15 protein-coding genes are annotated in these 14,889 nt (G+C 61.0%); 4 read left to right on the top strand and 11 right to left on the bottom strand.

Annotated features, from left to right (window positions below; genetic code table 11):
• The 10 genes from ACESMT_RS21705 to ACESMT_RS21660 all read right to left on the bottom strand — a co-directional run.
• The coding region (locus ACESMT_RS21705; RefSeq protein ID WP_372828668.1) for an AMP-binding protein at positions 1 to 302 on the bottom strand (302 nt) is incomplete at its 3' end.
• 336 nt (positions 303 to 638) lie between these two features.
• A complete protein-coding gene (gene gltA, locus ACESMT_RS21700; protein ID WP_372828667.1) occupies positions 639 to 1,949 on the bottom strand; it encodes a citrate synthase in 1,311 nt (436 codons plus the stop codon).
• Positions 1,950 to 1,980: 31 nt separating this feature from the next.
• Positions 1,981 to 2,277, bottom strand: coding sequence for a succinate dehydrogenase assembly factor 2 (locus tag ACESMT_RS21695; RefSeq protein ID WP_372828666.1), 297 nt, complete (start codon positions 2,275 to 2,277; stop codon positions 1,981 to 1,983).
• 115 nt (positions 2,278 to 2,392) lie between these two features.
• Positions 2,393 to 3,097, bottom strand: a complete 705-nt coding sequence (locus ACESMT_RS21690) for a succinate dehydrogenase iron-sulfur subunit (protein ID WP_372828665.1) — start codon at positions 3,095 to 3,097, stop codon at positions 2,393 to 2,395.
• Positions 3,098 to 3,115: 18 nt separating this feature from the next.
• Positions 3,116 to 4,909 (bottom strand): succinate dehydrogenase flavoprotein subunit, encoded by a 1,794-nt coding sequence (gene sdhA, locus ACESMT_RS21685; RefSeq protein WP_372828664.1) that lies wholly within the window; start codon positions 4,907 to 4,909, stop codon positions 3,116 to 3,118.
• A gap of 58 nt (positions 4,910 to 4,967) precedes the next feature.
• The gene (gene sdhD, locus ACESMT_RS21680; protein WP_372828663.1) at positions 4,968 to 5,336 is read right to left on the bottom strand and encodes a succinate dehydrogenase, hydrophobic membrane anchor protein; all 369 of its coding nucleotides are present in this window, start codon (positions 5,334 to 5,336) and stop codon (positions 4,968 to 4,970) included.
• A 13-nt stretch (positions 5,337 to 5,349) separates the two neighbouring features.
• A complete protein-coding gene (sdhC, locus tag ACESMT_RS21675; RefSeq protein ID WP_372828662.1) occupies positions 5,350 to 5,793 on the bottom strand; it encodes a succinate dehydrogenase, cytochrome b556 subunit in 444 nt (147 codons plus the stop codon).
• A 179-nt stretch (positions 5,794 to 5,972) separates the two neighbouring features.
• The gene (locus tag ACESMT_RS21670) at positions 5,973 to 7,565 is read right to left on the bottom strand and encodes a cryptochrome/photolyase family protein (protein ID WP_372828661.1); all 1,593 of its coding nucleotides are present in this window, start codon (positions 7,563 to 7,565) and stop codon (positions 5,973 to 5,975) included.
• Positions 7,566 to 7,635: 70 nt separating this feature from the next.
• Positions 7,636 to 7,824, bottom strand: coding sequence for a DUF2256 domain-containing protein (locus ACESMT_RS21665; RefSeq protein WP_372828660.1), 189 nt, complete (start codon positions 7,822 to 7,824; stop codon positions 7,636 to 7,638).
• Between the two features lie 16 nt (positions 7,825 to 7,840).
• Positions 7,841 to 8,611 (bottom strand): GntR family transcriptional regulator, encoded by a 771-nt coding sequence (locus ACESMT_RS21660; RefSeq protein ID WP_372828669.1) that lies wholly within the window; start codon positions 8,609 to 8,611, stop codon positions 7,841 to 7,843.
• A 214-nt stretch (positions 8,612 to 8,825) separates the two neighbouring features.
• On the opposite strand from ACESMT_RS21660, the gene ACESMT_RS21655 reads away from it, so the two are divergent.
• The 4 genes from ACESMT_RS21655 (at position 8,826) to ACESMT_RS21640 (ending at position 14,326) form a co-directional block, all read left to right on the top strand.
• A complete protein-coding gene (locus tag ACESMT_RS21655; protein WP_372828659.1) occupies positions 8,826 to 9,812 on the top strand; it encodes a malate dehydrogenase in 987 nt (328 codons plus the stop codon).
• 137 nt (positions 9,813 to 9,949) lie between these two features.
• A complete protein-coding gene (locus ACESMT_RS21650; protein ID WP_372828658.1) occupies positions 9,950 to 10,939 on the top strand; it encodes a CoA ester lyase in 990 nt (329 codons plus the stop codon).
• A 39-nt stretch (positions 10,940 to 10,978) separates the two neighbouring features.
• Positions 10,979 to 11,656, top strand: a complete 678-nt coding sequence (locus tag ACESMT_RS21645; RefSeq protein ID WP_372828657.1) for a hypothetical protein — start codon at positions 10,979 to 10,981, stop codon at positions 11,654 to 11,656.
• Between the two features lie 45 nt (positions 11,657 to 11,701).
• Positions 11,702 to 14,326: a bifunctional aconitate hydratase 2/2-methylisocitrate dehydratase gene (locus ACESMT_RS21640; RefSeq protein ID WP_372828656.1), complete on the top strand. Its 2,625-nt coding sequence runs from the start codon at positions 11,702 to 11,704 to the stop codon at positions 14,324 to 14,326.
• 130 nt (positions 14,327 to 14,456) lie between these two features.
• Here the strand turns inward: ACESMT_RS21640 and ACESMT_RS21635 are convergent, their stop codons facing one another.
• The gene (locus ACESMT_RS21635) at positions 14,457 to 14,840 is read right to left on the bottom strand and encodes a hypothetical protein (RefSeq protein WP_372828655.1); all 384 of its coding nucleotides are present in this window, start codon (positions 14,838 to 14,840) and stop codon (positions 14,457 to 14,459) included.
• Positions 14,841 to 14,889 lie beyond the last annotated feature (49 nt).

Here is a 14,889-nt window from a genome sequence, read left to right as displayed (position 1 = left end):
GGATAAGCCAGGCCATTGGGCAGTTGCACGGCCACGCGGTCCCCCGCCTGCAGCTTGCACACCTTGCGCAGGTAGGTTGCAAATGCGTCGGACTTTTCGGCCAGTTCGCGGTAGGTCAGGCTGCCGTTCATACCGTTAGGTACAACACAGGTAAAGGCTTTCTTGTCAGCGAAGCGTTCACATGCCGAAGACACCAGTTGCCCCAGGTTGCTATAGCGCGCGGGCGGAAGGTCGGCAACGATACTTGTGCCGTACGCGGGCAGCCAGGGTTTTGCGTCGTAGGCCGAGAAATCAGAACTCATACGGTGGCTCCCTCGTGTCGTTCGCCGATTGACTTTTAACCAGGTGGTTGGCGGCGAAAATAGCACGGAGACAGTGAACATACAATGGCCGGGGATACTCCTAAGGGTTTACCTTTGGGGGCAAAGGCCAGCGCAGTGGGTCGAGTTGTGATGCCAACGACGCGGGAACCCCGCGAGAGTGCCGGGTATGGTGAGTCTCGGGGAAGAACCCATTGCAACTCACCACTGAGGGCGTAGACAAGCTCCGAGGCCGAACGAAATTGAACACTTCATAGGGCCGGCGTCGATAACCGAGCCGCTGCGGCTGCCGGACGGGCTTTTCATGTTGACTGAAGATCAGCGCGATGCCAGGGGTTTGACGTCGCGCTGGACAGAACCGTTGAACAGTTGGCGCGGACGGCCGATCTTGTACTCCGGGTCGCCGATCATTTCGTTGAGCTGGGCCATCCAGCCGACGGTGCGGGCCAGCGCAAAGATCGCAGTGAACAGCGGCACCGGAATGCCGATGGCGCGCTGCACGATGCCGGAGTAGAAATCGACGTTGGGGTAAAGCTTGCGCGAAACGAAGTATTCGTCTTCCAGTGCAATTTTTTCCAGGGCCATGGCCAGCTTGAACAGCGGGTCGTTTTCCAGGCCCATTTCCTTGAGCACTTCCTTGCAGGTCTCCTGCATGAGCTTGGCGCGCGGGTCGTAGTTCTTGTAGACGCGGTGGCCAAAACCCATCAGCTTGACGTCTGAGTTTTTGTCCTTGACCTGCTTGATGAAGTCGCCAATTTTCTCGATGCCGCCGTTTTTCTGGATGTCGCCCAGCATGTTGAGCGCCGCTTCGTTGGCGCCGCCGTGGGCCGGTCCCCAGAGGCAGGCCACGCCGGCAGCAATCGCCGCGAACGGGTTGGTGCCCGACGAGCCGCACAGGCGCACGGTCGAGGTCGAGGCGTTCTGCTCGTGGTCGGCGTGCAGCATGAAGATGCGGTCCAGCGCGCGTTCGAGTACCGGGTTGACCTGGTACTCCTCGCAGGGCGTCGCAAACATCATGTGCAGAAAGTTGCCGGCGTAGCTCAGGTTGTTCTTGGGGTACATGTAGGGCTGGCCCACGGTGTATTTGTAAGCCATGGAGACCAGTGTCGGCATCTTGGCGATCAGGCGGATGGCTGAAATATCACGGTGCTCGGGGTTGGTGATGTCGGTGCTGTCATGGTAGAAGGCCGACAGGGCGCCGACCAGGCCGGTCATGATGGCCATCGGGTGCGCGTCGCGGCGGAAGCCGCGCAGGAAAAACTGCATCTGCTCGTTGACCATGGTGTGGTTGGTCACGCGGCTGACGAATTCCTTCTTCTGGTCGCCGTTGGGCAGCTCTCCGTACAGCAGCAGGTGGCAGGTTTCCATGTAGTCGCAGTTGGTGGCCAGCTGCTCGATGGGGTAACCGCGGTACAGCAACTCGCCCTTGTCGCCGTCAATGTAGGTGATGGCCGACTGGCAGGACGCCGTGGACAGAAAGCCCGGGTCATAAGTGAACATGCCGGTCTGTGCGTACAGCTTGCGTATATCGACCACCTCGGGACCGACGGTGCCCTGGTACACCGGAAATTCAACACTGGGGCTGCCGTTGCTGAAGGAGAGGGTGGCTTTGTTGTCAGCGAGTTTCATTTTCTACTTTCTTTCTACGTCAATAGGGCCGTCAGAGGGTGAGCGATGGTGTGCGCATCAAGGCCAGCACTTCAAGGGCTTCGGGGGTCGAAGCGCTCACGGCGGCCAGCTCGCCGGGTTCTTTACGTTTCAGCAGCAAGTCCAGCAAGTCGTTGTCGGACAGGTCCATCAAATCATCGATACCTCTGGCTTGCCTGACGGTCAAGCCGGCTTCATATTTGCAGAAAAACTTTTCAACAAACAAATCGTTCTCGAGCAGGCCACGGCGGCAACGCCACTTGAGTTTGCTGAGGGCGCGTTCGCCGAGAAGTTCTTCGGTTGCAGGCATGGGTCAAAGAATGGTTTCGCCGCCGGGCCGCCCCAAGGCGAAATGCGCCCCTCTTCTTTGTGGCAGGCGCAGCGCACCGCCGAAGGCACACGGAGTGACAAGTGTGAGGGCCATGTCACACCGCCCGCAGGACCATCATTTCCTTGATCTTGCCGATGGCCTTGCTGGGGTTCAGGCCCTTGGGGCAGACATCGACGCAATTCATGATGGTGTGGCAGCGGAACAGGCGGTACGGGTCTTCCAGGTTGTCCAGGCGTTCGGCGGTGGCTTCGTCGCGGCTGTCGGCCAGAAAGCGGTAGGCCTGCAGCAGACCGGCCGGACCGACGAACTTGTCGGGATTCCACCAGAAGCTGGGGCAGGCCGTGGAGCAACTGGCGCACAGGATGCATTCGTACAGGCCGTTGAGCTCGTCGCGCTCTTCGGGGCTCTGCAGGCGCTCTTTTTCTGGCGGCACGTTATCGTTGATCAGGTAGGGCTTGATCGAGTTGTACTGCTTGAAGAACTGCGTCATGTCGACAAACAGGTCGCGCACCACCGGCAGGCCGGGCAGCGGCTTCAAAACAATGGTGCCCGGCAAGGTGCGCATATTGGTCAGGCAGGCCAGGCCGTTCTTGCCGTTGATGTTCATCGCGTCGGAGCCGCAGACACCTTCGCGGCAGGAGCGGCGAAAGCTGATGGTCGGGTCCTGCGCCTTGAGCTTCATCAGCGCGTCCAGCAGCATGCGCTCGCTGCCATCGAGCTCGACCTCGATGGTCTGCATGTAAGGCTTGGCATCGGTGTCGGGGTCGTAGCGGTAAATCTTGAAAGTGCGTTTGGTCATGGGGTTCCCGCTTGTCTTTTAAAAGGTGCGAACGGTCAGGGGGATGGAGTCCACGGTCAGCGGCTTCATCTGGACCGGCTTGTAGCTCAGGCGATTGCCTACGCTGTGCCAGAGGGTGTGCTTGTGCCAGTCGGTGTCGTTGCGACCGTTCGGGTGCTCCGGCGTGTCGCCATATTCATCGACTGAATGCGCGCCTCGGCTTTCGTGGCGGGCGGCGGCCGAGACAATGGTGGCCTGGGCGGCTTCAATCAGGTTTTCGACTTCCAGCGCCTCGATACGCGCGGTGTTGAAAATCTTTGACTTGTCTTTCAGGCCGATGCTGTTCACGCGATCGCGCAGCGCGGCGATTTTGGTCACACCTTCGTCCATCATGGCCTGGGTGCGGAAAACGCCAGCATGCTGCTGCATCGCTGCGCGAATGTCGTTGGCGACGTCCTGCGCGTATTCACCGCCCGTGGCATTGTCGAGCCGGGCGATGCGCGCCAGGGTGGCGTCGGCGGCGTCGGCGGGTAAAGGCTTGTGCGTGGTCGTCTTGTTGAACTCAACAATGTGGTTGCCGGCCGCGCGGCCAAACACCAGCAAGTCGAGCAGCGAGTTGGTGCCCAGGCGATTGGCACCGTGTACGCTGACGCAAGAGCATTCGCCGACCGCATACAGGCCATTGACGACCTCGCTTTTATTGTCGGCATTCTGGGTGACGACCTGGCCGTGAATGTTGGTCGGGATGCCACCCATCTGGTAGTGAATGGTGGGCACCACCGGAATCGGCTCTTTGGTGATGTCGACGTTGGCAAAGTTATGGCCAATTTCAAACACCGAGGGCAGGCGCTTCATGATGGTCTCGGTGCCCAGATGCGTCATGTCAAGGTTGATGTAGTCCTTGTTCGGCCCGCAACCGCGGCCTTCCTTGATTTCCTGGTCCATGCAGCGCGAGACATAGTCGCGCGGTGCCAGGTCTTTGTAGGCCGGCGCGTAACGCTCCATGAAACGTTCGCCATTGCTGTTGCGCAGAATCGCGCCTTCGCCGCGGCAGCCTTCTGTGAGCAACACGCCGGCGCCGGCCACGCCGGTCGGGTGGAACTGCCAGAACTCCATGTCTTCCAGCGGGATGCCGGCACGCGACGCCATACCCAGCCCGTCGCCGGTGTTGATGAAGGCATTGGTCGATGCCGCAAAAATGCGGCCGGCCCCACCCGTGGCCAGCAGTGTCGTCTTGGCTTCGAAAATATGCACGTCGCCGGTTTCCATCTCGATGGCGCTGACGCCGACCACGTCGCCGTCGGCGTCGCGGATCAGGTCCATCGCCAGCCACTCAACGAAGAAGCTGGTTTTTTCTTTCACGTTTTGCTGGTACAGCGTGTGCAGCATGGCGTGGCCGGTACGGTCGGCCGCGGCGCAGGCGCGCTGCACGGCTTTTTCGCCGTAGTTGGCGGTGTGGCCGCCAAACGGGCGCTGGTAAATCGTGCCGTCAGGGTTGCGGTCAAACGGCATGCCCATGTGCTCCAGGTCGTAGACGACCTTGGGTGCTTCGCGGCACATGTATTCAATCGCATCCTGGTCGCCCAGCCAGTCAGAGCCCTTGACGGTGTCGTAGAAATGGTAGTGCCAGTTGTCCTCGCTCATGTTGCCGAGCGAGGCACCTATGCCGCCCTGGGCAGCGACGGTGTGCGAACGTGTCGGGAAGACCTTGGAGAGCACGGCGACGTTGAGGCCGGCGCGGGCCAGTTGCAGCGAAGCGCGCATGCCGGAGCCGCCGGCCCCGACGATCACCACGTCAAATTTTCGTTTGGGAAGCTTGGAGGTAGCAGTCATGATTTTTTTGAAGTCTCGGTGGTCGAGTGCAGCCGGGATGGGCTTGAAGGCTTGGGGGTTACAGGCGCCACAACACCTGGATGGCCCAGCCGGCACAGGCCAGCAGCCAGACGATGGTGGCCACTTGCAGCGACAGGCGCAGCCAGACCCTGGAGGTGATGTAGTCCATCCAGATGTCACGCATGCCGACCCAGACGTGATACAGCAGGGAAAGGATGACGGTGAATGTCAGCAGCTTCATCCATTGGGCCGAGAAGATGCCGGCCCACTTGTCGTAGCCGATGGGGCCCGACGTGAAAATCACCTGCGCCAGCAGCAGGACGGTAAAGAACGCCATCAGGGCGGCGGTGACGCGCTGGGCCAGCCAGTCACGTGTGCCGTAATGCGCGCCGACAACGAGGCGTTTCGAGCCGTAGTTCACAGACATGTCTTGCTCCTTTTCAATAAAGACCGAACAGCTTGGCGCCCAGCACCAGCGTCAGCAGGATGCTCAGGCCCAGGGTGACCAGCGCGGTCGCCTTGCCGAACTCGTTGCTCAGGGAGTGTGTAACGTCCATGTACAGATGGCGCAGGCCGGCAATGAAGTGGTGCAGGTAGGCCCAGATCAGGGCCAGGGCGACCAGCTTCCAGACAAAGCCGGGCAGGCCCAGCATGCCGATGTTGAACGCGCCCTTGAATTTTTCGAAGGAAATCTCGGACGAAATCGAGGTGTCGAACATCCAGATGATGAAGGGCAGCAGCACAAACATGATGGCGCCGCTGGCACGATGCAGGATGGAGACCCACGCCGCAGGCGTCATGCGGTAGGTGGTGAGGTCGGTGAAGGCGTTGATGTTTCGGAACTCTGGCCGCTTTTTGGGTACGGGAGTCGCTAATTCAGACATTCTTGAGTTCCTGTGTTTTTCTCGAGCTGTTTGGCTATTACCGTCCGGTAACCCGGCTGTAACCGCAAATTCTGGTAAACCCTTGGATTCTATTGCAATGCATCCATGTTTTGCTGGCGGTGCTGCAAGGCGTCATGTTTTGGTAATTTTTTTCGATGCACGGGATGCGTGGCTGGTCTTCAAAGTGCATCCAGATCAGCCAGCATCGCACTGGCGCGTGCGCGCACCTCCCCGCGCAATGCGGGCGCCATGCGCTGCAGGTTCTTCACCATCAGTGCGGTTCGCGGGTTATCTGCAAACGCCGACTCATGCTGGTCCAGAAAATTCCAGTACAGCGTCGTCATCGGGCAGGCGGTGGTGCCAACCCGTGTTTCGGGCTCGTAACTGCAGCCGCTGCAGTAATTGCTCATGCGTTTGACATAGGCGCCGCTGGCCACATAGGGCTTGGAGGTAAAGCGCCCGCCGTTGGCAAACAGCGCCATGCCTGCGGTGTTGGGCAGTTCCACCCATTCCACGGCGTCGACATAAACAGCCAAATACCAGTCGCACAGTTGCTGTGGCCGGATTTGCGCGGTCACGCCAAACATACCCGTGACCATCAGGCGCTGGATGTGGTGTGAATACCCGTTGGTCAGCGTCTGCTGGAGGCACTGCTTCATGCAGTTCATTTTTGTTTCGCCGGTCCAGTACCAGGCAGGCAGGGCGTTTTCATGACCGAAATGATTCGCGGTTTTCAGCTCGGGCATGTCCAGAAAGTACACACCGCGCATGAATTCCCGCCAACCGAGGATTTGCCGGATGAAGCCTTCCACGCTGGGTAAATCCGCATCGTGCTCTTTCCAGGCCTTCTCTGCGGCATGCACCACCTCCAGCGGATTGAGCAGCTTCAGGTTAAGTGAGCTCGAGAGCAGGGCATGCCAGCCAAAGTCCATGCCGGTCCACATGGCATCCTGATGGGCGCCAAAGTGCGGCAGCCGGTTTTCGATGAAGTCATCGAGCGCGGTGAGCGCCTGCGCCCGCGTGACGGGCCAGTTGAAGCGGCTCAGATCGCCCGGATGACCGGGAAACTTTTGCTCCACCAGCGCCATCACGTCCTGTGTGATGCTGTCGGGCTGAAAGATCAACGGCGCGGGTACGTTTTTGGGACCGGCTTTGCCGAAGCCTTTGCGGTTCTCCGCATCAAAGTTCCATTTCCCGCCGACGGGCTGGTCGCCATCTCTACCTTCCACCAGCACCTTGTACTGCTTGCGCATCGTGCGATAAAAAAACTCCATGCGCAGGCTGGCTGATTTTCCGGCCCACTTCCGGAACTGCGACAGACTGCAGAGGAAATGCTTGTCTTCCAGCCAGTTTATAGAAGGTTTCAGGCCTCCAGCCCAATCAATACAAGCGCTATCAGCTATTAATTTAATAGCGTCATCGAGGCTGGCGCGCACCCGCAGGTCACCCGGCTCCACGCCCAAAACCTGCTGCGGCCGGTGCTGCAGGACGGCAGCGGTGAGGCCCGCCGCGAGCGTAGCGTCGCCATGCGTTTCCAGCGCCCGGTAGTCCACCGGCAGGCAGCGTTGTTCCAGCGACTTTGCAAAGTGCCGCATGCCGGATAAAAACAGGGTGGTGCGCACCTTGTGCGACCAGACATGGGTGGATTCTTCGAGCGCTTCGACCATCAGCAGCTGGTCCTGCAGGGGATCAAAACCCTCCAGTGCAGATGACGCCTCATCCAGCTGGTCACCCAGAATCAGCACCAGGTGACGACACGGTATCTTTCGCATATGTTGATTATGTAATATGACTAATGGGCCTGTATTTTTTGATCGACTTGTCCACCCGCCCGACTCGGAATTACTTCTTCTTACCTGGCCATACGGCGGCATTCGGCGTGGGCTTTTTTGCCCGGCAGGCGTCGGAGCAGTATTTGACTTCGTTCCAGTTTTTTGCCCAGCTTTTACGCCACGTCATTTCACGCCCACAGGCCACACACGGCTTGCCGGGAAGCGATGCCTTGTTGCCTTTGAAGCCCCTCGATTCCATGCACTGGCGACGCCGATCAACCCAGCGTGTTGTGGTAGTGGTGGGTGTCGGTGCGGTAATACCCGCGCCGGAGCTCCATCGGCACGTCGTTGTAGGTGTAGGCGATGCGCTCAACGCTTAAAAGCGGCGTGTTTTTTTCGACTTTCAGAAGCACCTCCAGGCCGCCTGCCGCAGGCAGAGCCCGAATTTTTTCATCTGCGCGAACCATGCGGACATTGAACTCGGTTTCGAACAACGCGTACATGGGCCCCTGGTATTTGCTCAACCGTTCGGCGGTCAGCCCTTTGAAGGGCGTCGCCGGCAACCACAGGTCTTCGATGATGGTTGGCACCCCTGCATAGCTCAGTACACGGCGTGCCTGCAGAACAGCTTCGCCGGTACGAAGGGCCAGCGCACGGGCGATTTCGGCGCTGGCGCGGCTGCGCCGGCAACCAATGATGTCGCGCTGCGCCGGGCCTTCGCTGCCGGGCATGCCGCTGTCGGGCACCAGCTTGAGAAAGCGGAACTGCACATGCTGCTCGGCATGGGTGGCCACAAACGTGCCTTTGCCCTGGCGGCGCACCACCAGGTTGTCGGTGGCCAGCTCGTCGATGGCTTTGCGCACCGTGCCCTGGCTCACGCGGTAGCGTGCGGCCAGGTCCATCTCCGAGGGAATGGCTTCGCCGGGCTTCCACTCGCCCGACTGCAGGCTTTGCAGGATCAGGCCCTTGATCTGCTGGTACAGCGGGCTGAAAGCCGGCGTGGCACCTGCAAAATCTTCGGCGGGCGGGGGAGGGATGGCGGCCATGGCGATGGGGGGAGTCAGCTCAATCATATCTTATATAAGACATAAGACAAATTGACGCCCCCGGGTTTTCGAGCGTAAAATATTTGGCTGAGTCAACGCAAAGCCGGCCCCGTTGTGACGCTGTACACAGGAATTTCCGGGTGCTTCCGGCGGCGCAAAACACTTCATTGCCCACCCCATCCAACGATTTACAACCTTCCTGGAGTTCTCAATCATGAGCAAAAAACCCGTCCGTGTTGCCGTCACAGGGGCCGCTGGCCAGATCGGCTACGCTCTGCTGTTTCGCATTGCCTCTGGCGAGATGCTGGGCAAGGATCAGCCGGTGATCCTGCAACTGCTCGAAGTGCCGGTCGAAGGCCCCCAGAAGGCGCTCAAGGGCGTGATGATGGAACTCGACGACTGCGCTTTCCCGCTGCTGGTTGGCATGGAAGCCCACGGCGACCCGATGACCGCCTTCAAGGACGCTGACTACGCATTGCTTGTCGGCTCGCGTCCACGAGGCCCCGGCATGGAGCGTGCAGAGCTGCTGGCCGTCAACGGCGCGATTTTTACGGCGCAGGGCAAGGCGCTCAATGCCGTCGCCAGCCGCAACGTCAAGGTGCTGGTGGTCGGCAACCCGGCTAACACCAATGCCTACATCGCGATGAAAAGCGCGCCCGATCTGCCACGCAAGAACTTCACCGCCATGCTGCGCCTGGACCACAACCGCGCGGCCAGCCAGATTGCCGCCAAGACTGGCAAGCCTGTTGCCGACATCGAAAAGCTCACCGTCTGGGGCAACCACTCGCCCACGATGTACGCCGACTACCGTTTCGCCACCATCCAAGGCGAAAGCGTCGCCAAGATGATTAACGACCAGGAATGGAACGCCAACACCTTCCTTCCCACCGTCGGCAAGCGCGGTGCCGCCATCATCGAGGCACGTGGGTCGTCTTCGGCCGCCTCGGCTGCCAACGCTGCCATCGATCACATGCGCGACTGGGCGCTGGGCACCAACGGCAAGTGGGTCACCATGGGCATCCCGTCGGACGGCCAGTACGGCATTCCCAAGGACGTGATGTTCGGTTTTCCTGTCACCTGCGAAGGCGGGGACTACAAGCTGGTCGAGGGCCTTGAAATTGACGCCTTCAGCCAGGAGCGCATCAACAAGACCCTGGAAGAGCTGAAAGGCGAGCAGGACGGCGTCAAGCATCTGCTCTAAAACAAGGCAGTCATCCCGGAATAACGCTGTCATCCCGGACTTGATCCGGGATCCATGCGGCGACCTCAACAGTCGTTGCATGGATTGCGGGTCAGGCCCGCAATGACAAGGCCGGGACGACACCGCCGAAGCCAACCATGACCCATCCCCGCGACATCCTCCTTGGCGCCCAGGCAGCAGCAGGTTTTCTGCCCGTGTGCGACCACTACAGCGGCGTGGAAGCACGGATGCGCAAAAGCCTGCAGCTGCAGGCCGAGATGAGCGAGGAGTTTGGCGCCTGCGTGTTCGATGTGACGCTGGATTGCGAGGATGGCGCCCCCGTAGGCGGCGAGGCCGATCACGCCGCGCTGGTGGTGGGATTGGCCTTGCAGGCTGATGACAAGGCGCGGGTGGCGGTGCGGGTGCATCCGATCGACCACCCGGCGTTTGAGGCTGATGTCGCCACCATTGTTGGCCAGGCCGGACGCCGGCTCAGCCACCTCATGGTGCCCAAGGTGGAATCGGCGCAGGATGTGGACCGCATCGCTGCAGCCGTGGACGCGGCCGGAGCGGCCGAGCTGCCCTTGCACGTGCTGCTGGAGTCGCCCGCCGCGGTGCACCGGGCCTTCGAGATCGCCGCGCACCCGCGCGTGCAGTCGCTCAGTTTTGGCCTGATGGATTTTGTCTCCAGTCACGGTGGCGCCATCCCGGCCCACGGCATGAGCAGCCAAGGCCAGTTCACGCATCCGCTGGTGGTGCGTGCCAAACTGGAGATCGCCTCCGCCTGTCACGCTCACGGCAAAGTCCCTTCGCATTGCGTTGTCACGGAGTTCCGTGACACTGGGGCCATGTTGGCCGCTGCCCGCAAGGCCAGCCGCGAGTTTGGCTACACCCGGATGTGGAGCATCCACCCGGGCCAGATCCGCCCCATCCTGGAGGCCCTGGCACCGGATGAACGCGAGATTGAAAACGCCACAAAAATAATAGCTGCTGCCGCCCGTGCCGACTGGGCGCCCATCAGTTTTGAAGGCCAGCTTCATGACCGGGCAAGTTACCGCTACTTCTGGCAGGTGATAGAGCGCGCCCACCAGACCGGCCGTGTCCTGCCGCCCGACGCGCAGCGCTATTTCGCCCCCGCGCCGCGTTGATTTATCCGATTTACCCGGTCCATTATTTCCAAGGAACCCATGAAAATAATTTTTGCAACCGCCATGATGCTTGCTGCACCGGCGCTGGTGCTGGCCCAGACGTCGCCTCCCGCCAAGGCTGCGCCGAAACCCGCAGCTGTCACCAAACCTGCGGCTCCCAAGCCGGTGCCGGCCCGTCGCTCTGCGCTCAAAGCGGTCGAGGAAGTCACGCCCATCGATGAAGACCCCCACGTCAAGCTGACGGAGCAGGACCTGGCGATCGCCAAGCGTGTGTATGTAGGCAACATTCCCTGCGAACTGGGCGCTTCCGTGGTCATCACGCCCAGCGACAAGCGTCCGGGTTTTTTCCTGGTGCAGACGGGTAAGTCCCGTTTTAGCATGCACCCCGTCGAAAGCCGGACCGGTGCGATCCGCCTGGAAGACGCGCGCGCCGGTGCCATGTGGCTGCAACTGGGCAACAAGTCCATGCTGATGAGCCAAAAGATGGGGCAGCGTCTGGCCGACGAATGCATGAGCCCGGACCAGGTAACGTTTGCCGATGAGCTCAAGCGCAACCCGCGTCCCAGCATCCTGGACGCGCCGCCTCCCGAAGCCGCAGCCTCAGCCGCCGGAGCGGGCACAGCTTCTGCGCAACCTACCACACCGGCCGGAGCTGGCACGGCTTCTGCTCAGCTCACAGCACCCGCACCTGCGGCAGCGGCTTCCGCGCCGCGCTGAGCGGCGCGCCACCAACGTATTTGAGTACAGGAGAAGAAAACCATGATGACCGAGTTCATAACCCATTACCGAGCCCATGTTGCCGAGCGCGCCGCGCTGGGCATTCCGCCGCTGCCACTGTCCGCAGTGCAGACTGGCGAGGTGATTGAGCTGCTGAAAAGCCCGCCCCAAGGTGAGGAAGCGTTTCTCGTTGACCTGATCACCCACCGCGTGCCCGCCGGTGTGGACGCCGCCGCCAAAGTGAAGGCCAGCTACCTGGCCGCTGTGGCGCATGGCACCGAGCAGTGCTCCCTGATCTCGCGTGAAAAAGCCACGCACCTGCTGGGCACCATGCTGGGCGGCTACAACATCAGCGCCATGGTCGATTTGCTCGACGACGCTGAAGAGAGCGTCGCCACCCAGGCCGCCAGCGGCCTGAAAAATACGCTGCTGATGTTCGACCAGTTCCATGACGTGCAGGAAAAAGCCGACAAAGGCAACAAATACGCCAAGGCCGTGCTGCAAAGCTGGGCCGACGCCGAGTGGTTCACCAGCAGGCCTGAAGTGCCCGAGTCCATCAAGCTGACCGTGTTCAAGGTGGCCGGCGAGATCAACACTGACGACCTGTCGCCCGCGCCCGACGCGTGGAGCCGTCCCGACATCCCGCTGCACGCGCTGGCCATGCACAAAAATGCACGTCCTGGTGTGACGCCCGAGGACGACGGCAAACGCGGCCCGGTCAAGTTCATCGACGAACTCAAGGCCAAAGGCAACCTTGTCGCCTATGTGGGCGACGTGGTGGGTACCGGTTCTTCACGCAAGTCGGCCACCAATTCTGTGCTGTGGTTCACCGGCCAGGACATTCCCTACGTGCCGAACAAGCGTTTCGGCGGTGTCTGTCTCGGCAGCAAAATCGCGCCGATTTTCTACAACACCATGGAAGACTCGGGCGCGCTGCCGATTGAACTCGACGTGAGCCAGATGGCCATGGGTGATGTGATCGAGCTGCGCCCTTACGACGGCAAGGCGCTGAAAGACGGCAAGGTGATTGCCGAGTTCAAGCTCAAGAGCGATGTGCTGTTTGACGAAGTGCGCGCCGGTGGCCGCATTCCGCTGATCATTGGGCGCGGCCTGACGGCCAAGGCGCGTTCTGCGCTTGGCCTGCCCGTGTCCACGCTGTTTCGCCTGCCGCAGAACCCGGCCGACAGTGGACGCGGCTTCACGCTGGCGCAGAAAATGGTTGGCCGTGCAGTTGGCCTGCCTGACATTAACGGTAAGGGCCAGGGCGTGCGCCCGGGTACCTATTGCGAGCCGAAGATGACCTCCGTGGGCTCCCAGGACACCACCGGCCCGATGACCCGCGACGAGCTGAAAGACCTGGCCTGCCTGGGTTTCAGCGCCGACCTGGTGATGCAGTCCTTCTGCCACACCGCCGCTTACCCCAAGCCGGTCGACGTGAAGATGCACCACGAGTTGCCGGAGTTCATGAGCGACCGCGGCGGCATTCCGCTGCGCCCGGGCGACGGCATCATCCACAGCTGGCTCAACCGCATGCTGTTGCCGGATACCGTTGGTACCGGCGGTGACAGCCACACACGTTTCCCAATCGGCATCAGCTTCCCCGCAGGTTCCGGCCTGGTGGCTTTCGGCGCCGCCACCGGCGTCATGCCGCTGGACATGCCTGAGAGCGTGCTGGTGCGCTTCAAGGGTGAGATGCAGCCGGGCGTGACCCTGCGTGACCTGGTCAACGCGATTCCGCTGTACGCCATCAAGGCCGGTTTACTGACCGTGGCCAAGCAGGGCAAGGTCAACATTTTCTCTGGCCGCATCCTGGAGATCGAAGGCCTGCCGGACTTGAAGGTTGAGCAAGCGTTTGAACTCAGCGACGCGTCAGCGGAGCGTTCTGCCGGCGGCTGCACGGTGCACCTTAACAAAGAGCCCATCATCGAGTACATCACCAGCAACATCACGATGTTGAAGTGGATGATTGCGACGGGCTACTCCGACGTGCGCACCATCAAGCGCCGCATCGCCGCCATGGAAGCCTGGCTGGCCGACCCGCAGCTGCTCAAGGGCGATGCCGACGCAGAATACGCCGCCGTGATCGAGATCGACCTGGCCGACATCCACGAGCCCATCGTGGCCTGCCCCAACGATCCGGACGACGTCAAGACGCTCAGTGACGTGGCCGGCGCCGTGATCGATGAAGTGTTCATCGGCAGCTGCATGACCAACATCGGTCACTTCCGCGCAGCCTCCAAGCTGCTTGAAGGCAAGCGCGACATCCCGGTCAAGCTGTGGATGGCGCCACCGACCAAGATGGATGCCAAGCAACTGACCGAAGAAGGCCATTACGGCGTGCTGGGCTCGGCCGGCGCACGCATGGAAATGCCCGGTTGCAGCCTGTGCATGGGCAACCAGGCGCAGGTCAAAGAGGGCGCCACCGTGTTCTCGACCTCGACCCGCAACTTCCCGAACCGCCTGGGCAAAAACGCCAATGTGTACCTGGGCTCTGCCGAACTCGCGGCGATTTGCTCCAAACTCGGCCGCATTCCGACCAAGGCTGAATACATGGCCGACATGGGCGTGCTGACGGCTGCCAGCGCGCAGATCTACCAGTACCTGAACTTTGACCAGGTCAAGGATTACACCGACATGGCGGATACCGTCAAGGACAGCGTTCCGGCTTGATAGGCGTTGCGCGCCTCATAAAAAAGCGGCCTTCGGGCCGCTTTTTTTCGTCTGTCATTCCGGGCTTGACCCGGAATCCATGCTGCGCCAGGACCGTGCGGTGGTTCATGTGGCATGGATCCCGGATCCCTCACGCCGCCACCCGTTCCGGCAACTTCATATCCACCACGATTTCCGACCAGGGCACATTCACCCGGCCATCTTCATGGCGTTCCACGGCCATCCATTCAATGAGCTGGGTCACGTCGGTGTGCACGTTCTTGTAATCGCGGCTCAGGCGGCGAGCAAGTTCTGCCACGGTCAGCGGGCCGGCTTCGCGCAGAGTGGCGATCAGCTCCCAGCGCTTGGGCGTAAAGGCAGCAAGCATTTGTCCGATTTGCTCGAAGTTTACGCCGAAGTGAGCTTGAACCTTTTCGCCACGTGCGATCGCTTTCATGGTGGCCGCTGCGCGGGCGCCGGAGTCGCGCAGGGATTCACCCACGGTCACGTTCAGAATCTGTTTGCTGGTCGTCATTGCATGGCCTCCACGTCGCGGAGAAAGTCCGCCATCAGGGTTTCAATAT

The organism is Polaromonas sp., from assembly GCF_041689105.1.
Taxonomy (GTDB): domain Bacteria; phylum Pseudomonadota; class Gammaproteobacteria; order Burkholderiales; family Burkholderiaceae_C; genus Polaromonas.
This window is presented reverse-complemented; position numbering and strand designations above follow the sequence as displayed.

What these genes read in the sequence shown, in the direction of transcription:
- gltA (WP_372828667.1), bottom strand. Translation starts at nt 1,949, where the DNA reads ATGAAACTCGCTGACAACAAAGCCACCCTCTCCTTCAGCAACGGCAGC.
- ACESMT_RS21695 (WP_372828666.1), bottom strand. Translation starts at nt 2,277, where the DNA reads ATGCCTGCAACCGAAGAACTTCTCGGCGAACGCGCCCTCAGCAAACTC.
- ACESMT_RS21690 (WP_372828665.1), bottom strand. Translation starts at nt 3,097, where the DNA reads ATGACCAAACGCACTTTCAAGATTTACCGCTACGACCCCGACACCGAT.
- sdhA (WP_372828664.1), bottom strand. Translation starts at nt 4,909, where the DNA reads ATGACTGCTACCTCCAAGCTTCCCAAACGAAAATTTGACGTGGTGATC.
- sdhD (WP_372828663.1), bottom strand. Translation starts at nt 5,336, where the DNA reads ATGTCTGTGAACTACGGCTCGAAACGCCTCGTTGTCGGCGCGCATTAC.
- sdhC (WP_372828662.1), bottom strand. Translation starts at nt 5,793, where the DNA reads ATGTCTGAATTAGCGACTCCCGTACCCAAAAAGCGGCCAGAGTTCCGA.
- ACESMT_RS21670 (WP_372828661.1), bottom strand. Translation starts at nt 7,565, where the DNA reads ATGCGAAAGATACCGTGTCGTCACCTGGTGCTGATTCTGGGTGACCAG.
- ACESMT_RS21665 (WP_372828660.1), bottom strand. Translation starts at nt 7,824, where the DNA reads ATGGAATCGAGGGGCTTCAAAGGCAACAAGGCATCGCTTCCCGGCAAG.
- ACESMT_RS21660 (WP_372828669.1), bottom strand. Translation starts at nt 8,611, where the DNA reads ATGGCCGCCATCCCTCCCCCGCCCGCCGAAGATTTTGCAGGTGCCACG.
- ACESMT_RS21655 (WP_372828659.1), top strand. Translation starts at nt 8,826, where the DNA reads ATGAGCAAAAAACCCGTCCGTGTTGCCGTCACAGGGGCCGCTGGCCAG.
- ACESMT_RS21650 (WP_372828658.1), top strand. Translation starts at nt 9,950, where the DNA reads ATGACCCATCCCCGCGACATCCTCCTTGGCGCCCAGGCAGCAGCAGGT.
- ACESMT_RS21645 (WP_372828657.1), top strand. Translation starts at nt 10,979, where the DNA reads ATGAAAATAATTTTTGCAACCGCCATGATGCTTGCTGCACCGGCGCTG.
- ACESMT_RS21640 (WP_372828656.1), top strand. Translation starts at nt 11,702, where the DNA reads ATGACCGAGTTCATAACCCATTACCGAGCCCATGTTGCCGAGCGCGCC.
- ACESMT_RS21635 (WP_372828655.1), bottom strand. Translation starts at nt 14,840, where the DNA reads ATGACGACCAGCAAACAGATTCTGAACGTGACCGTGGGTGAATCCCTG.